Below are 23,051 nucleotides of genomic sequence, written 5' to 3'. Positions count from 1 at the left end.
TGGTGGGTGGTCTGAGTTCAGGAGGTGCTGAGCATGCCCTCGCGCAGGCGCCCCAGCATGCGGGAGATCAGCCGGGAGACGTGCATCTGCGAGATGCCCAGTCGATCGCCGATCTCCTTCTGGGTGAGTTCCTCGACGAACCGCCAGTGGATGATCTTCCGCTCGCGTTCGTCGAGTTCGGCGATCATCGGCGCCAGCGCGTGGAAGTCCTCGACCAGGCCGAGGGCGGCGTCGTCGTCGCCGATGAAGTCCGCCAGCGCGGCCTCGCCGTCCTCGCTGCCGCTGATCGCCGCGTCGAGGGATGCCGAGCGGTAGCCGTTGGAGGCCAGCCGGGCCTCGACGACCTCCTCCTCGGGCAGGCTCATCAGCTCGGCCAGTTCCCTGGTGGTGGGGGTGCGGCCGAGCCGGCTGCGCAGTTCCTCGGTGGCGCGGGCGAGTTGCACCCGGGCCTCCTGCAGGCGGCGGGGCACGTGCACCGCCCAGGAGGTGTCGCGGAAGAACCGCTTGATCTCCCCGACGATGTAGGGGACGGCGAAGGAGGTGAACTCGACCTCGCGCGTCAGCTCGAAGCGGTCGATCGCCTTGATCAGGCCGATCATGCCGACCTGGACGATGTCCTCCATCTCCTCCGCGCCCCGGCTGCGGAACCGTCCGGCCGCGAAGCGCACGAGGGACATGTTCATCTCGATCAGCGTGTTGCGCGCGTACTGGTACTCGGCCGTGCCCTCTTCCAGGACCGCCAGCTGGTCGAAGAACAGCCTGGACAACTCCCGGGCGTCCCTGGGCGCGACCTTGGCCGGTTCCGCTATCTCCGGAACCTCCGCGATCTCCGCCGTCCGCCGCGTCGCCTGCACGGTCGTCGCCATGATGTGCCCTCCCAGATCGGTCGGCCTCGTAGGTGCCTGTTCATCGGCCGACGAACAGGCGCCTACCCCGCCCGGAGCCGGGCATGCCAAGAAGTTGCGACGGACTCGTGCACTTCCCTCGGGGCCGCCCGGCCGGCTCAGCCGGTGCTGTCGTCCCCGTGGCTGCGCATGACCTCCTTCACCTTGGCCAGGGCGAAGCCCCAGCCCTGTTCGACGGTCGGCTTGGCGGGGACGGCGATCTCGTCGGGATTGGTGAGCACGTCGAGCAGGACGGGCCCCGGGGTGTCGAAGGCGCGGCGGACGGAGTCCTCCAGGTCGGCCGGGTCGGTGACCCGGATGCCGGTGATGCCCATGGCCGTGGCGACGGCCGCGAAGTCGGGGTTGTCCAGTACGGTGCCGAACTCCGGCAGGCCCGCCTGTTCCTGTTCCAGCTTCACCATTCCCAGCCGGCGGTTGTCGAAGACCACGAGCTTGACGGGGAGCCGGCTGGTCTTCAGGGTCATGAGGTCGCCGAGGAGCATGCTCAGCCCGCCGTCGCCGCAGAAGGCCACGACCTGGCGCTCACGGTCCAGGCCCTGCGCGCCGAGGGCCTGCGGCATCGCGTTGGCCATGGAGCCGAGGTTGTAGGAACCGATCAGCCGGCGCCCACCGCGCATCTCGACGAACCGCGAGAGCCAGACGGTGGCCATGCCGGTGTCGGAGGTGAACACGGCGTCGTCCTCGGCCAGCCGGTCCACGACGGCCGCCAGGGCCTCCGGGCGGATGTCGTGGGCGCGGTTGTCCAGGGCGGAGCGGACCCGGCCGATCAGGCCCTTGTCGTGTGCCGGGTCGGCGAGCCGGGCCTGGCCCGCACGCCACTGCTCGAAGCGGTCGCGCGCCTTCTCCAGGTGGGAGCGGTCGCGGGCCCCGGCGGGCCCGTCGGTCGTGGCGCCGAGGCGGGCGAGGAGGTCGCGCACGGTCGCGCCCGTGTCGCCGACGAGCCCGACCTCGACCGGGACCCGGCGCCCGATGTGGGCGGCCTCGGTGTCCACCTGGATGACGGTCCTGCCCTCCGGATACCAGTCGCGGTAGGGGAAGTCGGTGCCCAGGAGCAGCAGTGTGTCGGCGTCCTGCAGGGCGGAGGCGGCGGCGGGGTTGCCGATCAGGCCGGTCTGGCCGACCTGGAAGGGGTTGTGGTCGCCCTCGAATCCCTCCTTGGCCTTCAGCGTGAGCACCATCGGCGCGGCCAGGCGGTCGGCGAGGCGCAGGACGTCGTCACGGGCGGCGTGGGCGCCCCGGCCGACGAGCAGCGTGACGCGTTCGGCCTCGTCGAGCAGTTCGGCGGCGCGCGCCACGGCGGACTCGTCGGGCCGGCTCACCGGGGGGTTCAGCGAGAACCGGGCCGGCCGGTCCGCCTCCAGTTCCCGTTCGCCCAGGTCGCCGGGGACGGTCAGGACCGCCACGCCCTTGCGGCCCAGCGCGTTGCGCACCGCCGTCTCCAGCAGCTGCGGCAGCTGGTCCGGTGAGGTGATCGTCGCGCGGAAGACGGCCACGTCGCTGAAGAGGGCGTCGTTGTCGACCTCCTGGAAGTAGTCGCTGCCGAGTTCGGCGAGCGGCACCTGGCCGGCGATGGCCAGGACCGGGGTGTGGCTCTTGGCGGCGTCGTACAGGCCGTTGAGCAGATGCACCGAGCCGGGTCCGACGGTGCCCATGCACACGCCCAGATTGCCGCTGAGCTGCGACTGGGCGCCGGCGGCGAACGCCGCCGCCTCCTCGTGCCGGCAGCCCACCCACTCGATGCCCTCGGTGGTGCGGATGGCGTCGGTCAGCGGGTTCAGCGCGTCGCCGACGACGCCGAAGACCTGGCGCACGCCAAGCTCGCTCAGCGCGTCCACGATGACACGGGCAACGGTTCGGGCCACGGATTTCCTCCCAGTCGTACGGTGAAGCGGTGTCCTCGGGTCCGGCGGTGTCACACGGCCGGCGGTGTCACACGGTGAAGCGGTCGGGGTCGGCCGCGTGCCAGTCGGCCGCCCAGGACGCGGGCGGCTCGGCGAGCAGCTGCCCGGGCTCCAGCCATTCGTAGAGTTCTGCGTAGGACAGTTCGGTGCAGGGGTCGACGCGCCGGCGCAGCATGTGCGGGCGCAGCCCGGCGGGTTCGGTGACTCCCATGGACGCCATGATCTGCAGCGCGCTCGCCACGGTCGCCTCCTGGAGGCGTTGCACGCGCGGCGTCTTGTCGCCGACGTCGAGCGCGCGGGCGCGCCGGGGGTCCTGGGTGGTGACGCCGGTGGGACAGGTGTTGGTGTGGCAGCGCTGGGCCTGGATGCAGCCCACGGCGAACATCATCGCCCGGGCGGCGTTGCCGTAGTCGGCGCCCTGCGCCATGCGCTTGACCAGGTCGGTGCCGGTGGCGATCTTGCCGCTGGCCCCGATCTTGACGTGGTCGCGCAGGCCGGTGCCGACCAGGGCGTTGTGCACGGTGATCAGCCCTTCGGTGAGGGGGGCGCCCACGTGGTCGGCGAATTCCAGGGGGGCCGCTCCGGTGCCGCCCTCGGCACCGTCCACGACGATGAAGTCGGGCGCCGTCCCCTCCTCGAGCATGGCCTTGCACACGGCGAGGAACTGCCGCCGCGAGCCGACGCAGAGCTTGAACCCGGTCGGCTTGCCGCCGGACAGCTCCCGCAGCCGGGCGATGAAGCGGACGAGTTCGCGTGGCGTGGAGTACACCCGGTGATAGGGCGGTGAGACCACCGTCTTCCCCTCGGGCACCTCCCGCGCCCGCGCTATCTCGGCGTTCACCTTGGCGCCCGGCAGCACCCCGCCGATGCCCGGCTTCGCGCCCTGCGAGATCTTCAGCGAGACGCATTTGACCTGCTCGTGCGCGGCCTTGTCGGCGAAGGCGCCCGGGTCGAAGTCGCCGTCGCCGGTACGGCAGCCGAAGTAGCCGGTGCCGATCTCCCAGACGAGGTCGCCGCCGGGCCGCAGGTGGTACTCCGTGAGGCCGCCCTCACCGGTGTCCTGGGCGAAACCGCCGGCCGCCGCGCCCCCGTTGAGGGCGAGGACGGCATTGGCCGACAGTGAGCCGAAGCTCATCGCGGAGACGTTCAGCAGCGCCATGTCGTAGGGCCGGCGGCAGTCGGGGCCGCCGATCCGCACCCGGGGCGGGGTCTTCGGCACCGGGCAGGGCGCCATGGACGGGACCAGGAACTCGTGCCCGGGCTGGTAGACGTCGCGTTCGGTGCCGTACGGCTCCTCGGCGTCGGTGCCCTTGGCCCGTTCGTAGACGATGGTGCGCACGTCCCGGTCGAAGGGACGGCCGTCGTAGTTCCGCTCGATGAAGTACTGCTGCAGTTCGGGGCGGATCTTCTCCAGGGCGAAACGCGCGTGGCCGAGGACCGGGTAGTTGCGCAGCACCGAGTGACGGCGCTGGAGCAGGTCCCGCGCGCCCAGCGCGCCGAGCAGCAGAAGGGGTACCGCGGCCCACCACCACCAGGGGGAGGTCCACACGGCGGCCGTGGCCGCCGTGAGCGCGGCGGCCAGGGCCAGGACGATGATTGCGATGCGTGCCACGCTGGGCTCTTTGCCCGGCAACGGCCCTCCATGCCCCCCGGAGGTCACGGGACCGGACGAGATCGTCTCGGCCGGTCCCGTGACCTCCGCCCCCCTAGGCCGTCTGTCCCGGAGGGGGCGGGTCACCTCCGGTACGCGGTCACCGCTCGTCCTCCAGGTCGCCCTCCGTCTCCAGGTACACCTGGCGCAGCTCGGCCAGCACCGCCGGATCCGGCTTCTCCCACATCCCCCGGGACTCCGCCTCCAGCAGCCGTTCGGCGATGCCGTGCAGGGCCCAGGGGTTGGCCTGCTGGAGGAACTCGCGGTTGGCCGGGTCGAGGACGTAGGCCTCGGTGAGCTTGTCGTACATCCAGTCGGCGACCACGCCGGTGGTGGCGTCGTAGCCGAACAGGTAGTCCACCGTGGCCGCGAGTTCGAAGGCGCCCTTGTAGCCGTGGCGGCGCATCGCCTCGATCCACCGGGGGTTGACGACGCGGGCGCGGAAGACGCGCGAGGTCTCCTCGACGAGGGTGCGCGTGCGGACCGTCTCGGGGCGGGTGGAGTCGCCGATGTACGCCTCGGGCGCGGTGCCGCGCAGGGCGCGGACGGTGGCGACCATGCCGCCGTGGTACTGGAAGTAGTCGTCGGAGTCGGCGATGTCGTGTTCGCGGGTGTCGGTGTTCTTCGCCGCCACCGCGATACGCCGGTACGCCGTCTCCATCTCCTCGCGGGCCGGGCGGCCGTCGAGTTCGCGGCCGTAGGCGTAGCCGCCCCAGACGGTGTAGACCTCGGCGAGGTCGGCGTCGGTGCGCCAGTCGCGGGAGTCGATGAGCTGGAGGATGCCGGCGCCGTAGGTGCCGGGGCGGGAGCCGAAGATACGGGTGGTGGCCCGGCGTTCGTCGCCGTGGGCGGCCAGGTCCGCCTGGACGTGGGTGCGGACGTGGTTGAGCTCGGCCGGCTCGTCCAGCGAGGCCGCCAGGCGCACGGCGTCGTCCAGCAGGCCGATGGTGTGCGGGAAGGCGTCGCGGAAGAACCCGGAGATGCGCAGGGTGACGTCGACGCGGGGGCGGCCCAGCTCCTCGTGCGGGATGGGCTCGAGGCCGGTCACCCGGCGGGAGGCGTCGTCCCAGACCGGGCGGACGCCGAGCAGGGCGAGGGCCTCGGCCACGTCGTCGCCGGCGGTGCGCATGGCGCTGGTCCCCCACAGGGACAGCCCGACGGAGGTGGGCCAGTCGCCGTTGTCGGCGCGGTAGCGCTCCAGGAGGGAGTCGGCGAGAGCCTGGCCGGTCTCCCAGGCGAGGCGGGAGGGTACGGCCTTGGGGTCGACGGAGTAGAAGTTGCGGCCGGTCGGCAGGACGTTGACCAGTCCGCGCAGCGGGGAGCCGGAGGGGCCGGCCGGGACGAAGCCGCCGTCCAGGGCGTGCACGATGTGGTCGAGTTCGGCGGTGGTCGCGGCCAGCCGGGGGACGACCTCGCGGGCGGCGAACTCAAGGACGGCGGCGACCTGTGCGCCGTGTTCGGTGGGGACGGCGGCGGGGTCCCAGCCCGCGTCCTCCATCGCCCGCACCAGGGCGCGGGCCTTCTCCTCCGCCGCGTCGGCCGTCGTGCGGGTCGCGGCCGATTCGTCGAGTCCGAGGGCCTCGCGCAGGCCGGGCAGGGACTGGGCGCCGCCCCAGATCTGGCGGGCGCGGAGGATGGCGAGGACGAGGTTGACGCGGTCCTCTCCGGTGGGCGGGTTGCCGAGGACGTGCAGGCCGTCGCGGATCTGGGCGTCCTTGACCTCGCACAGCCAGCCGTCGACGTGCAGCAGGAAGTCGTCGAAGCCGTCGTCGTCGGGGCGGTCGTCGAGGCCGAGGTCGTGGTCGAGGCGGGCGGCCTGGATCAGGGTCCAGATCTGGGCGCGGATGGCGGGCAGTTTCGCCGGGTCCATGGCGGAGATCTGGGCGTACTCGTCGAGGAGTTGTTCCAGGCGCGCGATGTCGCCGTAGGAGTCGGCGCGGGCCATCGGCGGGACGAGGTGGTCGACGAGGGTGGCGTGGACGCGGCGCTTGGCCTGGGTGCCCTCGCCGGGGTCGTTGACCAGGAAGGGGTAGATCAGCGGGAGGTCGCCGAGGGCGGCGTCGGGGCCGCAGGCGGCCGACAGTCCGGCGTTCTTGCCGGGCAGCCACTCCAGGTTGCCGTGCTTGCCGAGGTGGATCATCGCGTCCGCGCCGAACCCGCCCTCGTCCCGCGCGGCGGCGATCCAGCGGTAGGCGGCCAGATAGTGGTGCGAGGGCGGCAGGTCGGGGTCGTGGTAGATGGCGATCGGGTTCTCGCCGAAGCCGCGCGGGGGCTGGATGAGGACGAGCAGGTTGCCGAAGCGCAGGGCCGCGAGGACGATGTCGCCGTCCTCGTCGCGGCTGCGGTCGACGAACATCTCGCCGGGCGGCGGCCCCCAGTGCTCCTCCACCGCGGTGCGCAGCGTCTCGGGGAGGGTGGCGTACCAGCGACGGTAGTCCGCGGCCCGGACGCGGACCGGGTTGCGGGCGAGCTGTTCCTCGGTCAGCCAGTCCTGGTCGTGTCCGCCGGCCTCGATGAGCGCGCGGATCAGCTCGTCGCCGTCGCCGGAGGCCAGCCCGGGCAGTTCGCTCGTCCCGAGGTCGTAGCCCTCGGCGCGCAGCCGGCGCAGCAGGGCGACGGCGCTGGCGGGGGTGTCCAGTCCGACCGCGTTGCCGATGCGGGAGTGCTTGGTCGGGTAGGCGGACAGGACGAGCGCGAGCCGCTTGTCGGCGGCCGGGATGTGCCGGAGCCGGGCGTGGCGTACGGCGATTCCGGCGACGCGGGCCGCGCGCTCGGGGTCGGCGACGTAGGCGGGCAGGCCGTCGGCGTCGATCTCCTTGAAGGAGAAGGGCACGGTGATCAGGCGGCCGTCGAATTCGGGGACGGCGATCTGGCTGGCCGCGTCGAGCGGGGAGACGCCCTCGTCGTTCTCCTCCCAGGAGGAGCGCGAACCGGTCAGGCACAGGGCCTGGAGGATCGGTATGTCGAGGGCGGTGAGCGCGCCCGCGTCCCAGGACTCGTCGTCGCCGCCGGCCGATGCCTCGGCGGGCCGGGTGCCGCCGGCGGCCAGCACGGTGGTGACGATCACATCGGCGGCGCGGAGGGTGTCGATCAGCTCCGGCTCGGGGGCGCGCAGGGAGGCGACGTACAGGGGCAGCGGGCTGGCGCCCGCGTCCTCCACGGCGTCGCACAGGGCGTGCACGAAGGCCGTGTTGCCGCTCATGTGGTGGGCGCGGTAGTAGAGCACGGCGACGGTCGGGCCCTCGGCGGGCCGGGGCCGGCGCTCCAGCGGACCCCAGGTGGGGGCGGGGGCGGGCGCGTCGAATCCGTGGCCGGTGAGCAGCACGGTGTCCGAGAGGAACCGGGCGAGGTGTTCCAGGTTGGCGGGGCCGCCGTGCGCGAGGTAGGCGTGGGCCTCGGCGGCGATGCCGACGGGGACGGTGGAGGCGGCCATCAGCTGGGCGTCGGGGGCCTGTTCGCCGGTCAGGACGATGACCGGGCGCCCCTCGGCGAGGAGCAGGTCGAGGCCTTCCTGCCAGGCCCTGATTCCGCCGAGGAGGCGTACGACGACCAGGCCCACGCCGTCGAGGAGGGCCGGCAGCTCGTCGAGGTCGAGGCGGGCGGGGTTGGCGAAGCGGTAGGCGACCGGGCCGCCGGCCGCTCGGGCGCTGAGCAGGTCGGTGTCGGATGTCGACAGGAGCAGGATCTCGCTGGCGTGCGGGGCTCGCTCGCCGGACGGGCTGGACATGCGGCGCCTGGCCTTCCTCGGGGTCCGCGCCCCGGGCGGTGTCGGATGGGTCTCCTGCGCGCTCGGGGCGCCTCCCGGGCGGGGAGGGCGAACCCGAGGGTCGAGGAAGGGAGTTCCTGGCTCACCCGGCCCCGGGGGGCGGGTTCACAGTGGCGGGACCGCGCCGGGATCGCACCGGCTTCCTCCCCTGTCGCCGTCGTGGCGGTTCGTGGACCGGTTGATCCACTGGGGAGCATAGTAAGGGGCCGTGGGGGGACCGCGGGGCTGGCAGGGGCCCCGGTCGTCGGTATGCTCACCGCCATGTCCATGGCCGCATCCCACTCGTCGTCCCAGGCCACGGCCCTCTCGCGGGCCCGCGGGGACGCATGCCCGGGGACGCTGCGTCTGCACGCGGCGGACGACGGGGCGTTGGCCCGCGTCCGGTTGCCCGGCGGCGTGCTGACCACGGGCCAGGCGCGTGCCCTGGCCGAGGCGGCCCGAGAGCTGGGCGACGGCGACCTGCATCTGACGTCACGCGGCAACGTGCAGCTGCGCGGGCTGCGGGACGGGTGCGGGGCGCTGTTGGCGCGGCTGCTGGACGCGGCCGGTCTGCTTCCCTCGCGGGAGCACGAGCGGGTGCGCAACATCGTCGCCTCGCCGCTGTCCGGGCTCGACGGGGAGGGCGTGCGGGACGTGCGGCCGTGGCTGACGGCCCTGGACGCCGCGCTGTGCGCGAGCGGGGCCGCGAGGGAACTGTCCGGGCGGTTCCTGTTCGCCGTGGACGACGGGCGGGGTGACGTGTCCGGGCTGGGCGCCGACGTCACCGTGCGGGCCACCGGGGCCGACAGCGCGTGGCTCGCGCCCGGGTCGGTGCGGGTGGCCGCCGCTCAGGCGCCCCGGGCCGCGCTGGCGGCTGCCGAGGCGTTCCTGGACGCGGCCCGGTCGCACGGCCCACGCGCCTGGCGAGTGAACGAACTCGCCCTCACCGAAGACGAGTTGGCACATCTGGTCCGACGCCGGCTGACGGCCGTGGGGATCGCCCACGAGGAAGGCGCCGAGCCGGCCGGCACCGTCGCCGGTCCTCCCCCGGGCGTCGTCGGGGAAGCCCTGTCGCTGCACGTCCCGCTGGGGCGGCTCACGGCCCGCCAGTGGGAGGAGCTGACCTCGGTGGCCGTCACCGAGCTGCGGCTGACACCCTGGCGCGGCGTCGTGGTACCGGTCCCGGGCACGACCGCGGCGCGGGCCGCCGACTCGCTCGCCCGGCTGGAGGCGGCCGGGCTCGTCGCCGACCCCGCCTCCCCCTGGCTGCGCGTGGGCGCGTGCATCGGCCGGCCCGGGTGTGCCAAGTCACGTGCCGACGTGCGCCGGGACGCGGCCCGGGCACTGGCGGCGGCCGACGATTCGGAGTTTCCCCTGTACTGGTCCGGATGCGAACGCCGCTGCGGGCATCCGCGGGGCGACCACGTCGACGTGGTCGCGGCACCGGAGGGCGGTTACCGGCTGTCGCTCACCGCGGCGGGCCGGTGCTCGCGTACCGTTCCGGCGGGGGATGCCGCGCAGATACCTGCCGCCCTGGCGGCGATCACCACATGAGCCGCAAGTCGACCGAGAGCAGTGAGAAGAGCACCGTGACCACCCACGTCTACGAGAAGGACGGGGCGGCCATATACCGCCAGTCCTTCGCCACCATCCGCGCGGAAGCGGACCTCGCCGGACTGCCCGCCGACGTCAGCCAGGTAGCGGTCCGCATGATCCACGCCTGCGGGATGGTCGATCTCGTCCGGGACCTGTCCTACACGCCCGGGGTGGTGGCCCGGGCCCGGGAAGCCCTGCGCGCGGGGGCACCGATCCTCTGCGATGTGCAGATGGTGGCCAGTGGCGTGACCCGTAAGCGGCTGCCCGCCGGCAATGAGGTGCTGTGCACGCTGTCCGACCCGGCCGTACCGGAGTTGGCCGCCCGGATGGGCACCACACGCAGTGCCGCGGCGCTGGAGCTGTGGCGCGACCGGCTCCAGGGCGCGGTCGTCGCCGTCGGCAACGCGCCCACCGCCTTGTTCCGTCTGCTGGAGATGGTCGAGGAGGGCGCTCCGCGGCCCGCGGCCGTCATCGGTGTGCCGGTAGGTTTCATCGGCGCCGCGGAGTCCAAGGACGCGCTGGCCGCGCATCCCTCGGGCCTGGAGCACCTGGTGGTGCGCGGCCGTCGCGGTGGCAGCGCCATCGCGGCCGCCGCGCTCAACGCGATAGCGAGCGAGGAAGAGTGAGCGGCAAGCTGTACGGCGTGGGGCTCGGCCCCGGCGACCCTGCCCTGATGACCGTACGGGCGGTGGAGGTGATCGCCGAGGCGGACGTGGTCGCCTACCACAGTGCCCGGCACGGGCGGTCCATCGCCCGTTCGATCGCGGCGGGGCATCTGCGCGCCGACCACATCGAGGAACCTCTGGTCTACCCGGTCACGACGGAGACGACCGATCACCCCGGCGGTTACCGGGGTGCCATGGAGGAGTTCTACACCGAGGCGGCCGCGAGGCTGGCGGCACATCTCGACGCCGGCCGGACGGTGGCGGTGCTCGCCGAGGGCGACCCGCTCTTCTACGGCTCCTACATGCACATGCACAAGCGGCTGGCCGACCGGTACGACACCGAGGTCGTCCCCGGTGTCACGTCCGTGTCGGCCGCGGCGGCCCGGCTGGGCACGCCCCTCGCCGAGGGCGAGGAGGTGCTGACCATCCTGCCGGGCACGCTGCCCGAGGAGGAGCTGACCGCGCGGCTGGCGTCGACGGACGCCGCGGTGGTGATGAAGCTCGGCCGCACCTTCCCCAAGGTGCGGCGCGCGTTGGCCGGTTCCGGGCGGCTGGCCGAGGCCCGCTATGTGGAGCGGGCCACCATGAGTGGGGAGCGGGTCGCCGAACTGGCGGACGTGGACGCGCAGTCGGTGCCGTACTTCGCGGTGGCCGTCCTGCCCAGCCAGGTGGACGCCGAGCCGCCGGCGCGGGAGTCGGGCGAGGTGGTCGTGGTCGGTACCGGTCCGGCGGGGCCGCTGTGGCTGACGCCCGAGACGCGCGGTGCGCTGGCCGCCGCCGACGACCTCGTCGGTTACACGACCTACCTCGACCGGGTCCCCGAGCGGCCGGGGCAGCTGCGGCACGGCTCGGACAACCGGGTGGAGGCCGAGCGCGCCGAGTTCGCGCTGCGGCTGGCCGGGCGGGGACGGCGGGTGGCCGTGGTCTCCGGCGGCGACCCGGGGGTCTTCGCGATGGCCACCGCCGTGCTGGAGGCGGCTTCCCGGCCGCCGTACCTGGACGTGCCGGTGCGGGTGCTGCCGGGCGTGACCGCGGCGAACGCCGCCGCCGCGCGCGCGGGCGCCCCGCTCGGGCACGACTACGCCACGCTCTCCCTGTCCGACCGGCTCAAGCCGTGGGAGGTCATCGCGGAGCGGCTGCGGGCGGCGGCCTCGGCCGATCTGGTGCTGGCCCTGTACAACCCCGGTTCCCGCAGCCGTACCTGGCAGGTGGGCAAGGCCCGGGATGTGCTGCTGGAGTTCCGGGCGCCGGGGACGCCGGTGGTGGTCGCGCGGGACGTGGGCGGTCCGGACGAGCGCGTCCGGATCGTGCGGCTGGGCGAGCTGGATCCGGCCGAGGTCGACATGCGCACGATCCTGCTGGTCGGTTCCTCGCAGACCCGGGTGGTGCGGCGGGGCGACGGCGAGGAGATCGTCTGGACCCCGCGCCGGTATCCGGAGGCGTGAGAAGGGGGGCGGCGCCGCGCCACGGGGGCGGCGCCGCCACCGGCGCTATTCGGGGTGCTCGGCGACGGCGGTGACCGGCCGGGCCGGCGGGGTGGTCCACTTCTCCTCGATGCGGCCCACCTTCCACACCATCAGGGCGACGGCCCAGGTGGCGAGGAACAGACCGACGATGACGTACCCGACGACGTTGAGGTCCAGGCCGGAGATCCAGTCCCAGAACGCCCCGTGCAGCCCCGCCTTGTCGGCGACCAGGCCGAGGAGTTCGACGGTGCCGATGATCAGGGCGACGGCGACGGACAGACCGGTGACGGTGAGGTTGTAGTAGACCTTGCGGACCGGCTTGGAGAACGCCCAGCCGTAGGCGAAGTTCATGAACGAGCCGTCGATGGTGTCCAGCAGGGCCATGCCCGCGGCGAACAGCACGGGCAGGCACAGGATGGCGTACCAGGGCAGCCCGGAGGCGGCGCCGGAGCCGGCGAGGACCAGCAGCGCGATCTCGGTCGCCGTGTCGAAACCGAGGCCGAACAGGGCGCCCAGCGGGTACATCTGCCACGGCTTGGTGATCGACTTCGTCAGTCGTCCCAGGAAGCGGTTCAGGAAACCGCGGTTGTCGAGATGTCGTTCCAGGGCGGCCTCGTCGAAGTGGCCGGAGCGCATCGTGCGGAAGACCCTCCAGATCCCCGGCATGATCAGCAGGTTGATGAGGGCGATGACGTAGAGGAAGGTCCCGGAGACGGTCGTGCCGATCCAGCCGGTGACGTCGTGCAGCCGGGAGCCGTCGTTCTCCACCGGGCCGGCCAGCGCCTTCATGCCCAGGGAGAGCAGGAGGGAGAGGACGAAGACGATCGAGGAGTGCCCGAGGGAGAACCAGAAGCCGACCGACAGCGGGCGCCGGTCCTCGTTCATCAGTTTGCGCGTGGTGTTGTCGATCGCCGCGATGTGGTCGGCGTCGAAGGCGTGCCGCATGCCGAGCGTATACGCGGTGACACCGACGCCCATGCCGAAGGTCTTCGTCCCGAGGCTGTAGTGGTGGGGCGCGACGATCGCCACCAGGGTGAACCAGCCGATGACGTGCAGCGCCAGGATGAAGGCGGCCATGCCGCCGACACCGGCCCACTCCGTGCGGGTCATCGAGGTGCGGACGCGATGCCAGGAGGTGCCGCGGCGGGCGGCCGGCGCGGGCGGCCGCGCGGACGTGGAATCGGCGGCGGTGGCCATGGGGCGGCCCTTACTTCTCGGCGAGCGGCCGTTTTCGGCCGCGACTCCCAGGTTCCTGCGACCTTCTCGCAACTAGAATACGGGTGCAGTAAAGCCCCTGCCAGGTTTCGGTCAACGGGCCGCCCGGCTACGGCCCCGGCTCGAGGCGCTCAAGCAGCCACCGCAGCGCGTCCCGCGGGCCGGATACGACGGCCATCCCCTCGGGGACCGGTGGCCTGCGGACGACGACGACGGGGAGCCCGGCCTCGCGGGCGGCCGTCAGTTTCGGCGCGGTGGCCGTCCCGCCGCTGTCCTTGGTCACGACGACGTCGACGCGGTGGTGCCGCAGCAGCTCGCGTTCGGCGTCGAGGGTGAAGGGGCCGCGGTCGAGCAGCACCGTCATGCGCGGCGGGTGCGGGGGCTCGGGCGCGTCCACGGACCGCACCAGGAACGACAGCTCGTCCAGGTCCGCGAAGGCGGACAGGCCCATGCGCCCGGTGGTCAGGAACACCCGCCGGCCCAGCGCGGGCAACAGCCGCGCCGCCTCCTCGAGCGAACCCGCCTCGAGCCACCGGTCCCCTTCGACGGGCATCCAGCCGGGCCGGCGCAGGGCGAGCAGGGGGATCCCGGTGGCGGCGGCGGCCCGTGCCGCGTTGAAGCTGATCCGTTCGGCGAAGGGATGGGTGGCGTCGACGACCGCGTCGACGGCGTGCGCACGCAGCCACGCTGCCAGTCCCTCGGCGCCGCCGAAGCCGCCGACGCGCGTCTCGCCCGGGGGCAGCCGGGGACTGGCGACCCGGCCGGCGAGGGAACTGGTGGCCGTGATCGAGGGGGTGCCGTGCAGCAGTTCGGCCAGTCGGCGGGCCTCCGTGGTGCCGCCGAGGATCAGTACGTGCGCGGGGGCCGACGGCGGTCGCCGCATCAGCAGGAGTGCCGCTCGCGCTCGGGCGAGTAGAGGTGGCTGTCGGGGAACTGCTCGGCTCCCAGCGTCCGCCCCACCAAGATCACGGCGGTGCGCACCACGCCCGCCTCCTTCGTCTTCCCGGCGATCTCCTGAAGGGTGCCCCGGATGATCAGCTCGTCGGGACGGGAGGCGTAGGCGACGACCGCGGCGGGGCAGTCGGCCCCGTAGTGCGGCAGGAGTTCGCCGACCACCCGGTCCACGTACCCGGCCGCCAGGTGCAGCACGATCAGCGCGCCGCTGCGGCCGAGGGTGGCCAGGTCCTCGCCCTCGGGCATGGCGGTGGCGCGCTGGGCGACCCGGGTGAGGATGACGCTCTGGCCGACGGTCGGCACGGTCAGCTCGCGCTTGAGCGCGGCGGCCGCGGCGGCGAAGGCGGGGACACCGGGGACGACCTCGTAGGGCACCCCTGCGGCGTCCAGCCGTCGCATCTGCTCGGCGACCGCGCTGAACACGGCCGGGTCGCCCGAGTGCAGCCGGGCCACGTCGTGGCCCTCCTCGTGGGCCCGGACCAGCTCGGCGGTGATCTGGTCGAGGTTCAGCGAGGCGGTGTCCACCAGCCGTGCGCCGGGCGGGCATTCGGCGAGCAGTTCCCGGGGCACGAGGCTGCCCGCGTACAGGCAGACCCGGCAGGCGGCGAGCGTCCGCGCGCCGCGTACCGTGATCAGGTCGGCGGCACCGGGTCCGGCGCCGATGAAGTACACGGTCACCTGGCTGCTCCTGACGCGGGATCGGGGGACTTCTGTGCGGACCACTGGGTCACCGGCATGGCCTGTCGCCAGCCGGTGAAGCCGCCCACGGGAACGGCGTGCGCCACCGCGAGCCGCACCAGTTCACCGCCGTGACGGCGATGGGCGCCGGCGAGCAGCGCCTCGCTCTCCAGCGTCACGGTGTTGGCGACCAGCCGGCCGCCGGGTGGCAGCGCGTCCCAGCAGGCGTCGAGGAGGCCGGGCGCGGTGAGCCCGCCCCCGATGAACACGGCGTCGGGCGGCGGGAGTTGGGTCAGGGCGGCGGGCGCGGCGCCGGTGACGATCCGCAGCCCGGGCACCCCCAGCCGGTCGGCGTTGCGCGCGATGCGCTCGGCGCGGGCCTGGTCGCGTTCGACGGTGACCGCCCGGCAGGAGGGGTGGGTGCGCAGCCACTCGACGGCGATCGATCCCGACCCCCCGCCGATGTCCCAGAGTAGTTCTCCCGGGGCCGGTGCGAGCGCGCCCAGCGTGGCGGCGCGGATGTGCCGCTTGGTGAGCTGGCCGTCGTGCTCGTACGCCGCGTCGGGCAGGCCCGGCACGGCGCCGAGCCGCAGCGCGCCGGCGGCCCGGCGGCATTCCACGGCCACGATGTTCAGCGGATCGCCGGGCGGGTCCCCGTGCGCCCAGTCGTCGGCGGTGGTCTCGGCGGTCGTCCGTTCCCGCGCGCCGCCGAGCTGTTCCAGGACCCGTATCCGGCTGGGTCCGAAACCGCGGTCGCGCAGCAGGGCGGCCACCTCGCCGGGGGTGCCGGCGTCGGCGCTGAGCACGAGCAGGCGGCGGCCGTGGTGCAGGGCGGCGGCGAGACGGGCGGTGGGACGGCCGACGAGGGTGACGACCTCCACGTCCTCCAGCGGCCAGCCGAGACGAGCGGTGGCGTAGGACACGGACGACGGGTGCGGCAGGACGTGCGGCGCGGCGGCTTCCTCGGCGAGGGCGCGTCCGATGCCGTAGAACATCGGGTCACCGCTGGCCAGTACGGCGATCCGGCGGCCGGCGTGCTCGGCGAGCAGACGGGGGACGGCGGGGCGCAGCGGCGACGGCCAGACGATCCGCTCGCCGGCGCAGAGAGGCGGCAGCAGGTCCAGCTGGCGGCGCCCGCCGATGAGCACCTCGGCGTCGCTGAGGGCTGTGCGGGCGGCGTCGGAGACGCCCTGCCAGCCGTCGGCTCCGATGCCGACGACGGTGACGGCGGAGGGCGGGCCTGGTCGGGCGGCGATCACTGCGGGCTACCTCGGGCTTCGGGGGGCGTCAGGGGCGCACTCTACTGGGCACGCCTCCGCACTCGTGTGCCCGGGTGCGACCCCGGACGATCTTATGACAGCGCCCCGTACGCAGAGGTAGTGGAATATTGAACAAACACGTTCGGTTGGGGACGCCGAAGGAGGTCACCAGTGGAGATGCAAGGGACGACCACGTACTACGACCACGGCACACCGGCCGAGCGCTGGGAGCGCGCGCGGCGGTTCTTCGACGCGAAGGACTACGCGGGCGCCGCGCGGGTGCTGGCCGGGCTGGTCGAGGAGGTGCCGGAGCAGACCGGTCCCCGGCTGCTGCTGGCCCGCGCCTACTACCACTCGGCCCAACTGCGCCGCGCCGAGACCGAGTTGCGGACCATCGTGGAGCGCGACCCGGTGGAGCACTACGCCCGGCTGATGCTGGGGCGCACACTCCAGCGGCAGGCCCGGCACGAGGAGGCACGGCGACATCTGCGAGTGGCCTCGGCCCTCGCGGGTGACTTCCCGCAGGAGTGAGGCAACCGCCCCCTTTCTCCTACGGGGGCCGCCACCCACTCCCCGCGGGCCGTCACGGCGAGAGGGGCGCGACCCTTGCCGGAGCCGCCCAGGGGGCGGGCGCAACGGGCTCCCGACCGCCGCGAGCGCCGGAATGGCGGGCCGCCACCTCGCCGTACGGCTGGTCCGACCCGCACCCGCGGGTCGGACCAGCCGTCGGCAGCGGGAGGCCGGGCAGCCGGGCGGTGCCGACCACCATGAGCAGGGCCGGGCAGGGTGCCGCACCGGGCCGGGACGCCGGCGGCAGGACGCGTCGCAGGAAGGCGAACTCCCCCGGGTGCGCTCAGTTCGCCGCAGGTGGCGCATGCGCGGGGCGGCCCGGGACTTGTCGGCCGGTGGCGTCCACCGGAGACAACGGCCGTGCCATTCACGGGAGACGATGTCCCTTGGCGAGCGGCCGGGCCGGGATGGTGACCACCGTGGTCTGGGCGTGGTCGGCGCCGAGGTGCTGCCGCACCCAGGGGCACCCAGGCGGCGGTGACCGGGCCGTCCGCGTCGCGCGGCGCGCCGAGGACCTGGCCCTCCGGTTCGCCCCGGCCACGCCGCCGGGCCCGGGCCGTCTTCCCGCGCCGCCCCGGGGCGCTCGCCGCTGGGCGGCGGCACGCACGCCCCGCGGTCCGGCACGGCCGCGTGCCGCCACGCACGCGGCCGTGCCGGACAGCGCTCCTTCCCGAGGTCGCCGTCGCCGTCCCGAGCGTGCCCGCGAGCGGCTCGGGCATGGCATTCTGACGCGATGGCACCTCCCCGTGATCACGCGCCGCTCGCCGAGCGGGTCGAGGAACTCCTCGCCGCCGGCGGCCCCCTGCCCATCGTCGCCGCCGGACAGCCGGTGCTGCGGCAAGGCACCGAGCCGTACGACGGCCAGCTCGGGCCGGCGCTGCTGGACCGCTTCACCCAGGCCCTGCGCGCCACCATGCACGCCGCCCCGGGCGTGGGCCTCGCCGCTCCACAGGTCGGGGTGCCGCTGCGGATCGCCGTCATCGAGGACCCGGCGCCGGTGCCCGAGGAGGTGGCGGTGGCCCGGGGCCGCGTCCCGCAGCCCTTCCGCGTCCTGGTCAACCCGGTGTACGAGCCGGTCGGCACCGCCCGTGCCGCCTTCTTCGAGGGCTGCCTCAGCGTGCCGGGCTGGCAGGCCGTGGTGGCCCGGCACGCCGAGGTGCGGCTGCGCGGCGAGGACGAGCGGGGCAACGCGCTGGACGAGGTGTTCACCGGCTGGCCGGCCCGTATCGTGCAGCACGAGACCGACCACCTCGACGGCACCCTCTACCTGGACCGCGCGGAACTGCGCTCGCTGTCGACCAACGAGGCGGTGGCGGCGCTGTGGGCCGGGCCGACACCACGGGCGGCGGCACAGGCCCTGGGGTTCGAACTCCCCTGACAGCGGACCTCAGTTGTCGCGGTAGGCCTCCAGCAGGCGCAGCCACACCTCGCTCAGGGTCGGATACGACGGGACGGCGTGCCACAGGCGGCTGACGGGCACACGCCCGACGACGGCGACGGTGGCCGAGTGGATGAGTTCACCGACGCCGGGGCCGACGAAGGTGACGCCGCGCAGCACCTCGTCCTCCAGGTCGACGACCATCCGGGCGCGGCCGGTGTAGCCGTCGCCGTACAGGCCGGCCCCCGCGACCGAGGAGAACTCGACGTCGACGGCGCGCACGCGATGCCCCGCCTGCTCCGCCTCCGCAAGGGAGAGACCGACCGCGGCGGCCTCGGGCTCGGTGAAGACGACCTGGGGCACGGCGTGGTGGTCGGCGGTGGCCACGTGCGCGTCCCACGGCTCGTCCAGCAGGGGGCTGCCGGCCGCGCGGGCGGCGATGGCGGCACCGGCGATCCGGGCCTGGTACTTGCCCTGATGGGTGAGGAGCGCGCGGTGGTTGACGTCGCCGACCGCGTACAGCCAGTCGGTGCCGGTGACCCGGAGGGTGTCGTCGACGTCCAGCCAGGACCCGGGTTTCAGACCCACGGTGTCCAGGCCGATGTCGTCGGTGTGCGGGGCGCGGCCGGTGGCGAAGAGGATCTCGTCGGCCTCGACGCGGTCACCGGTGCCGGTGACCGCGACGACGGTGCCGTTCTCGCGGGTCACGGACTCCACGGAGGTGCCGGTGCGCACGTCGACACCGGCCTTGGTGAGCGCCTCGGCGACCAGTTCCCCGGCGAACGGCTCCATGCGGTTCAGCAGGCTCTTGCCGCGTACCAGCAGGGTGACCCGCGAGCCGAGGGCCTGCCAGGCCGTGGCCATCTCGGCGGCGACGACACCGCCGCCGACCACGATCAGCCGGCCGGGGGCCGCCTTGGCGCTGGTCGCCTCCCGGCTGGTCCAGGGCCGCACCTCGGCGAGGCCGGGCAGGTCGGGCAGCTGGGCGCGGGTGCCGGTGGAGACGACGACGGCCTGCCGGGCGCTGAGGGTGGTGAGCGTGCCGTCCGGGCCGGTGACCGTGACCGTGCGGGGGCCGGCGAGACGCCCCTGGCCGCGGTAGAGGTCCACGCCGATGCCCTCCAGCCAGGCGACCTGGCCGTCGTCCTTCCAGTGGGAGGTGAACTCGTCCCGGCGGGCGAGCACGGCCGGCGTGTCGAGGGGCTCTCGGACCGCCTGGGCGAGGCCGGGCAGGCGGCGCGCGTCCGACTGGACGATGACCGGCCTGAGCAGGGCCTTGCTGGGCATGCAGGCCCAGTACGAGCATTCGCCGCCGAGCAGTTCGCTCTCCACGACCGCGGTGGTGAGACCGGCCGCCCGAGTGCGGTCGGCGACGTTCTCCCCCACGGGTCCGCCCCCGATCACCACGACGTCGTACGCGTTGGATTCCGTTTCCGTCATGGGGTCAGTCTGGTGGGTGGTGTGCGCCAGGGCCACATGGGTACGCGCGCGGAACACGGGCGTGCACGGGTGGAATAGGCTGCCGGGCGCCCGCGTTGTGCCCGTCGGCACACCCCCACACCAGGAAGAGGGAATCAGCCATGAGCAGCACCGTGGAGCTGACCAAGGAGAACTTCGACCAGACCGTCACCGAGAACGACTTCGTCCTCATCGACTTCTGGGCGTCCTGGTGCGGGCCGTGCCGGCAGTTCGCCCCGGTGTACGAGAAGGCCGCCACGGACAACCCCGACCTGGTCTTCGCCAAGGTGGACACCGAGGCGCAGCCGGAGCTGGCGGCGGCGTTCGAGATCCAGTCGATCCCGACGCTGATGATCGTGCGTGAGAAGGTCGCCGTCTTCGCCCAGCCGGGTGCCCTGCCCGAGGCCGCTCTCGCGGACATCATCGGCCAGGCCCGCCGGCTGGACATGGACGAGGTCCGCAAGAGCATCGCGGACACCGAGGGCGACGCGGCGGCGCAGTAGCGGGACGGGGGTGGCCGGCCCGGGCCGCGGGGCGGCTGCCTTGAGGCCACCGCCTCGGCGGCCGTTCGGTCAGCTGGAGTCGCGCTGGATCACGCGGGCCCCCAGCACCGTGTGCGCCTCGGGTTCGCCGCCGGGGTCGCGGACCGCCCGGTCGACCAGTTCGGCGAGGTCGCGGCCCGAGGGCAGCTCGATGTGCACCGTGCTGAGCCGGGGCCGCAGCAGCCGGCCCAGCATCAGGTCGTCGGCGCCGATCAGCGCCACGTCCTCCGGGATCCGCACGCCCTCGTCCTGGAGGGCGCGCATCAGCAGCATCGCGTACTCGTCGTTGTAGGCGAACACCGCGTCCAGATCCGACGCGCCCCAGCGGGCGGCCAGTGCGGCGGCGGCCTCCTCCGTGTAGTCGAGCGGCAGCTCGGTCACGGTCGCGTCGGTGCCCCGCAGAGCCTGGCGCACGCCCGCGAGCCGGGGCCGCGAGTAGGCCTCGAGCCCCGCTTCCCCGGGCACCACGACACCGATCCGGCGCCGGCCCCGCTCGTACAGGTGGGCACCCGCGCGGTGGCCCACCGCGGAGTGGTCCATCAGCAGGGCGTGTGCGCCCTCGACTCGCTCGGGGCCCAGGGTGACGACGGCACGGGCGCCGGCCCGTTTGAGGATCTGCACCCCCAGCGGGCCCGGTCCCGCGCCCGGCACCAGCACCGCGACCGGCCGCAGCTCGGCCCAGGCCCGGGCGGCCTCGTCACCCTGCGGGCCGACGCTGCCGTACTGCACGACGGTGTAGTCGAGCCGCCCCAGCGCCCACTGGAGTTCGTTGAGGAACTTGCTGTAGAGCGGGCCCACCGGGATCGCCGGGGCGGGCATGAGGACGATACGGCTGTGTCCGGCGCGCAGGCTGCGGGCGGCGGCATGGGGGACGTACCCCAGTTCCCGCGCGGCCTCGCGGACGCGCCGGCGCGTCGGTTCGCTGATCCGTACGGCGCTGGTGTTGTTGAGGACGTAGGACACGGTCGCGCGCGACACGCCGGCCAGGCGGGCCACGTCGGCACTCGTGGGCGTGTTCGGTATCTGCACCATGACAGAACGCATCCTGGCAGAGGCGCACGGGCCGGGAGCGGCCGGGGGAGCCTTGCATTGACGAGCGGTGACGACCGGTGACGATCTTCGGCGAGTGACGAACATGTTCGTCACGAACTTGTTCGCGGCGAACATGTTCGTTACCTTGGTGGCATGACCGCTGCTCCCCGCTCCCGCCGTGAACGACCCGCCAAGCCCGCTCTGAGCCGGGAGGGCATCGTCGCCGCCGCCGTCGCGATCCTGCGCGCCGAGGGGCTGCGCAAGGTGACGATGCGGCGGCTGGCCGAGGAACTCGACACCGGCCCGGCCTCGCTGTACGTGTACGTCCGCAACACCGACGAGCTCCATGCGGCCGTCCTGGACGAGCTGCTCGGCACGGTCGGCCCCGCCCCGGCCGGGGGCGACTGGCGGGAGCGGCTGGAGAAGGTGCTCATCGCCTGCACCCGGATGCTGCTGGACCACCCCGACCTGGCCCGTTCGGCGCTGACCGCCCGGCCCAGCGGACCGAACTATCTGCGGCTCATCGACACGCTGCTGGGCCTGCTGCTGGAGGGCGGGGTGCCGCGCGAGCGTGCGGCCTGGGGCGTCGATCTGCTGTTGCAGCACGCCACCGCGACCGCCGCCGAGCACGCGGGGCAGACGCCTCCAGGCGACTGGCAGGCACTGGAGCGGGCCCTGCGCGAGGCGCCCGCCGACACCCACCCGCACATCGCCGCGACCGCCGGCTCCCTGCTGTCCGGCACCCCCGAGGCCCGGCTGTCCTGGGCCTTCCGGGCCCTGGTCCGCGGCATCGAGCGCACCGCCGTACCCGACTGACCCGGTCCGACCTCGACCGGGCACTCCGCCCGGCCGACCCACTCGCCAGGAGGCCACCCCACCATGACCGTCACTCCGCCACTCCCGCACCACCCCGTCGCCGTCGTCGGCGGAGGGCTCGGCGGGCTCACGCTCGCCCGCGTCCTGCACGTGCACGGCATAGCGGCCGCCGTCTTCGAGCTGGACGCCTCGCCGGCCGCCCGGACACAGGGCGGCATGCTCGACATCCACGACGACTCCGGGCAGCGGGCGCTGCGCGCCGCCGGTCTGCACGAGGAGTTCCTGCGGCGCGTCCATCCCGGCGGCCAGGCCGTGCGGGTGCTCGACCGGCACGGCGCCGTCCGGCTGAGCGAGCCCGACGACGGCACGGGCGGGCGCCCGGAGATCGACCGAGGCGACCTGCGCGACCTGCTGCTCGGCTCCCTGCCCGAGGGCACGGTCCGCTGGGGGGCCAAGGTGACCGGGGCACGTCCCCTGGGCGGCGGGCGGCACGAGGTGACACTCGCCGACGGCACCGCGTTCACCACGGACGTCCTGGTCGGCGCGGACGGCGCCTGGTCCCGCGTGCGCCCACTGGTCTCCGGCGCCCGGCCCGCCTACACCGGTGTGTCGTTCGTCGAGGCGGACCTGGCGCGGGCGGATTCGCGCCACCCCGTGAGCGCGCGGGTGGTGGGCGGCGGCATGCTCTTCGCGCTCGACGCGGGACGCGGTTTCCTCGCCCACCGCGAAGGCGACGGCGTCCTGCACGTGTACGCGGCCGTGGTGACGGCGGAGGACTGGCTGGACGGCATCGACTTCACCGACACCGAGACGGCGAAGGCGGCCGTGCTGAAGGAGTTCGACGGCTGGGACGAGAGCCTGCGGGCGCTGGTCGCGGACGCGGACGGACCGCTGGTGCCCCGGCTGATCCACGCCCTGCCGGTCGGGCACCGCTGGGACCGGGTCCCCGGCGTCACCCTGCTCGGGGACGCGGCCCATCTGATGTCGCCGTTCGCCGGCGAGGGAGCCAATCTGGCCCTGGCCGACGGCGCCGACCTGGGCCTCGCGCTCGCCGCGCACCCGGCGGACACCGAGACCGCGCTGAGCGTCTACGAGGCCTGCATGTTCGCACGCGCCGAATGGGCGGCGGCGGAGTCCGCACGCAGCGGCGACCTGCTGTTCCGCGCCGACGCGCCCCAGGGGCTGCTCGACTTGTTCGCCGGCCAGGACGCCTGAGCCTC

At 73.9% G+C, this 23,051-nt stretch carries 18 protein-coding genes and 1 riboswitch; of the genes, 8 read left to right on the top strand and 10 right to left on the bottom strand.

The features are described from left to right. Positions 1 to 17 precede the first annotated feature (17 nt). From ACIBA9_RS01305 to cobN, 4 genes are all read right to left on the bottom strand, one after another. The gene (locus ACIBA9_RS01305) at positions 18 to 866 is read right to left on the bottom strand and encodes an RNA polymerase sigma factor SigF (protein ID WP_362151581.1); all 849 of its coding nucleotides are present in this window, start codon (positions 864 to 866) and stop codon (positions 18 to 20) included. A 137-nt stretch (positions 867 to 1,003) separates the two neighbouring features. Continuing rightward, positions 1,004 to 2,767, bottom strand: a complete 1,764-nt coding sequence (locus ACIBA9_RS01300) for a thiamine pyrophosphate-dependent enzyme (protein ID WP_399359293.1) — start codon at positions 2,765 to 2,767, stop codon at positions 1,004 to 1,006. Between the two features lie 67 nt (positions 2,768 to 2,834). Beyond that, entirely contained in the window at positions 2,835 to 4,418 is a 1,584-nt protein-coding gene (locus ACIBA9_RS01295) for an FMN-binding glutamate synthase family protein (protein WP_399359292.1), read from the bottom strand. Between the two features lie 139 nt (positions 4,419 to 4,557). Further along, complete coding sequence (gene cobN / locus ACIBA9_RS01290; protein ID WP_399359291.1) at positions 4,558 to 8,184, bottom strand: cobaltochelatase subunit CobN; 3,627 nt, start codon at positions 8,182 to 8,184, stop codon at positions 4,558 to 4,560. A gap of 110 nt (positions 8,185 to 8,294) precedes the next feature. Then, a riboswitch (cobalamin riboswitch) is annotated at positions 8,295 to 8,369 on the bottom strand. 103 nt (positions 8,370 to 8,472) lie between these two features. On the opposite strand from cobN, the gene cobG reads away from it, so the two are divergent. Genes cobG through ACIBA9_RS01275 form a run of 3 tightly spaced genes read left to right on the top strand, consistent with a single transcriptional unit; the run spans position 8,473 to position 11,908 of the window. Next, positions 8,473 to 9,756: a precorrin-3B synthase gene (gene cobG / locus ACIBA9_RS01285; protein WP_399359290.1), complete on the top strand. Its 1,284-nt coding sequence runs from the start codon at positions 8,473 to 8,475 to the stop codon at positions 9,754 to 9,756. Continuing rightward, the gene (locus ACIBA9_RS01280; protein ID WP_393899677.1) at positions 9,753 to 10,424 is read left to right on the top strand and encodes a precorrin-8X methylmutase; all 672 of its coding nucleotides are present in this window, start codon (positions 9,753 to 9,755) and stop codon (positions 10,422 to 10,424) included. Before cobG ends, ACIBA9_RS01280 begins: the two co-directional genes overlap by 4 nt. Next, positions 10,421 to 11,908, top strand: coding sequence for a precorrin-2 C(20)-methyltransferase (locus ACIBA9_RS01275; RefSeq protein WP_399359289.1), 1,488 nt, complete (start codon positions 10,421 to 10,423; stop codon positions 11,906 to 11,908). Before ACIBA9_RS01280 ends, ACIBA9_RS01275 begins: the two co-directional genes overlap by 4 nt. A 45-nt stretch (positions 11,909 to 11,953) precedes the next feature. Here the strand turns inward: ACIBA9_RS01275 and ACIBA9_RS01270 are convergent, their stop codons facing one another. From ACIBA9_RS01270 to cbiE, 4 genes are all read right to left on the bottom strand, one after another. Next, the gene (locus tag ACIBA9_RS01270) at positions 11,954 to 13,126 is read right to left on the bottom strand and encodes a HoxN/HupN/NixA family nickel/cobalt transporter (RefSeq protein ID WP_399359288.1); all 1,173 of its coding nucleotides are present in this window, start codon (positions 13,124 to 13,126) and stop codon (positions 11,954 to 11,956) included. A gap of 127 nt (positions 13,127 to 13,253) precedes the next feature. Continuing rightward, on the bottom strand, positions 13,254 to 14,027 hold the full coding sequence (locus ACIBA9_RS01265; RefSeq protein ID WP_399359287.1) for a cobalt-precorrin-6A reductase: 774 nt from the start codon (positions 14,025 to 14,027) through the stop codon (positions 13,254 to 13,256). Continuing rightward, entirely contained in the window at positions 14,027 to 14,776 is a 750-nt protein-coding gene (gene cobM, locus ACIBA9_RS01260) for a precorrin-4 C(11)-methyltransferase (protein WP_399359286.1), read from the bottom strand. The genes ACIBA9_RS01265 and cobM overlap by 1 nt, the downstream gene beginning before the upstream one ends. Continuing rightward, a complete protein-coding gene (gene cbiE, locus ACIBA9_RS01255; protein WP_399359984.1) occupies positions 14,773 to 16,032 on the bottom strand; it encodes a precorrin-6y C5,15-methyltransferase (decarboxylating) subunit CbiE in 1,260 nt (419 codons plus the stop codon). Before cbiE ends, cobM begins: the two co-directional genes overlap by 4 nt. Before the next feature lie 180 nt (positions 16,033 to 16,212). Between cbiE and ACIBA9_RS01250 the strand changes: the two genes are divergently transcribed. Both ACIBA9_RS01250 and ACIBA9_RS01245 read left to right on the top strand, forming a co-directional pair. After that, positions 16,213 to 16,566: a tetratricopeptide repeat protein gene (locus ACIBA9_RS01250; protein ID WP_399359983.1), complete on the top strand. Its 354-nt coding sequence runs from the start codon at positions 16,213 to 16,215 to the stop codon at positions 16,564 to 16,566. 772 nt (positions 16,567 to 17,338) lie between these two features. Next, positions 17,339 to 17,983, top strand: coding sequence for a peptide deformylase (locus tag ACIBA9_RS01245; protein WP_399359285.1), 645 nt, complete (start codon positions 17,339 to 17,341; stop codon positions 17,981 to 17,983). A gap of 9 nt (positions 17,984 to 17,992) precedes the next feature. Here the strand turns inward: ACIBA9_RS01245 and ACIBA9_RS01240 are convergent, their stop codons facing one another. Continuing rightward, positions 17,993 to 19,423 (bottom strand): dihydrolipoyl dehydrogenase family protein, encoded by a 1,431-nt coding sequence (locus ACIBA9_RS01240; RefSeq protein WP_399359284.1) that lies wholly within the window; start codon positions 19,421 to 19,423, stop codon positions 17,993 to 17,995. Positions 19,424 to 19,563: 140 nt separating this feature from the next. Between ACIBA9_RS01240 and trxA the strand changes: the two genes are divergently transcribed. Beyond that, on the top strand, positions 19,564 to 19,944 hold the full coding sequence (gene trxA, locus ACIBA9_RS01235; RefSeq protein ID WP_399359283.1) for a thioredoxin: 381 nt from the start codon (positions 19,564 to 19,566) through the stop codon (positions 19,942 to 19,944). A gap of 69 nt (positions 19,945 to 20,013) precedes the next feature. On the opposite strand, the gene ACIBA9_RS01230 is transcribed toward trxA, so the two are convergent. Beyond that, positions 20,014 to 21,027, bottom strand: coding sequence for a LacI family DNA-binding transcriptional regulator (locus ACIBA9_RS01230; RefSeq protein ID WP_399359282.1), 1,014 nt, complete (start codon positions 21,025 to 21,027; stop codon positions 20,014 to 20,016). A gap of 141 nt (positions 21,028 to 21,168) precedes the next feature. Between ACIBA9_RS01230 and ACIBA9_RS01225 the strand changes: the two genes are divergently transcribed. Both ACIBA9_RS01225 and ACIBA9_RS01220 read left to right on the top strand, forming a co-directional pair. Beyond that, positions 21,169 to 21,831 (top strand): TetR/AcrR family transcriptional regulator, encoded by a 663-nt coding sequence (locus ACIBA9_RS01225; RefSeq protein WP_399359281.1) that lies wholly within the window; start codon positions 21,169 to 21,171, stop codon positions 21,829 to 21,831. A gap of 63 nt (positions 21,832 to 21,894) precedes the next feature. Continuing rightward, the gene (locus ACIBA9_RS01220) at positions 21,895 to 23,046 is read left to right on the top strand and encodes an FAD-dependent oxidoreductase (RefSeq protein WP_399359280.1); all 1,152 of its coding nucleotides are present in this window, start codon (positions 21,895 to 21,897) and stop codon (positions 23,044 to 23,046) included. The last annotated feature ends 5 nt before the right edge of the window (positions 23,047 to 23,051 follow it).

This window comes from Streptomyces sp. NPDC051452 (assembly GCF_044454765.1).
In the GTDB taxonomy this organism is placed as follows: Bacteria; Actinomycetota; Actinomycetes; order Streptomycetales; family Streptomycetaceae; genus Streptomyces.
This window is presented reverse-complemented; position numbering and strand designations above follow the sequence as displayed.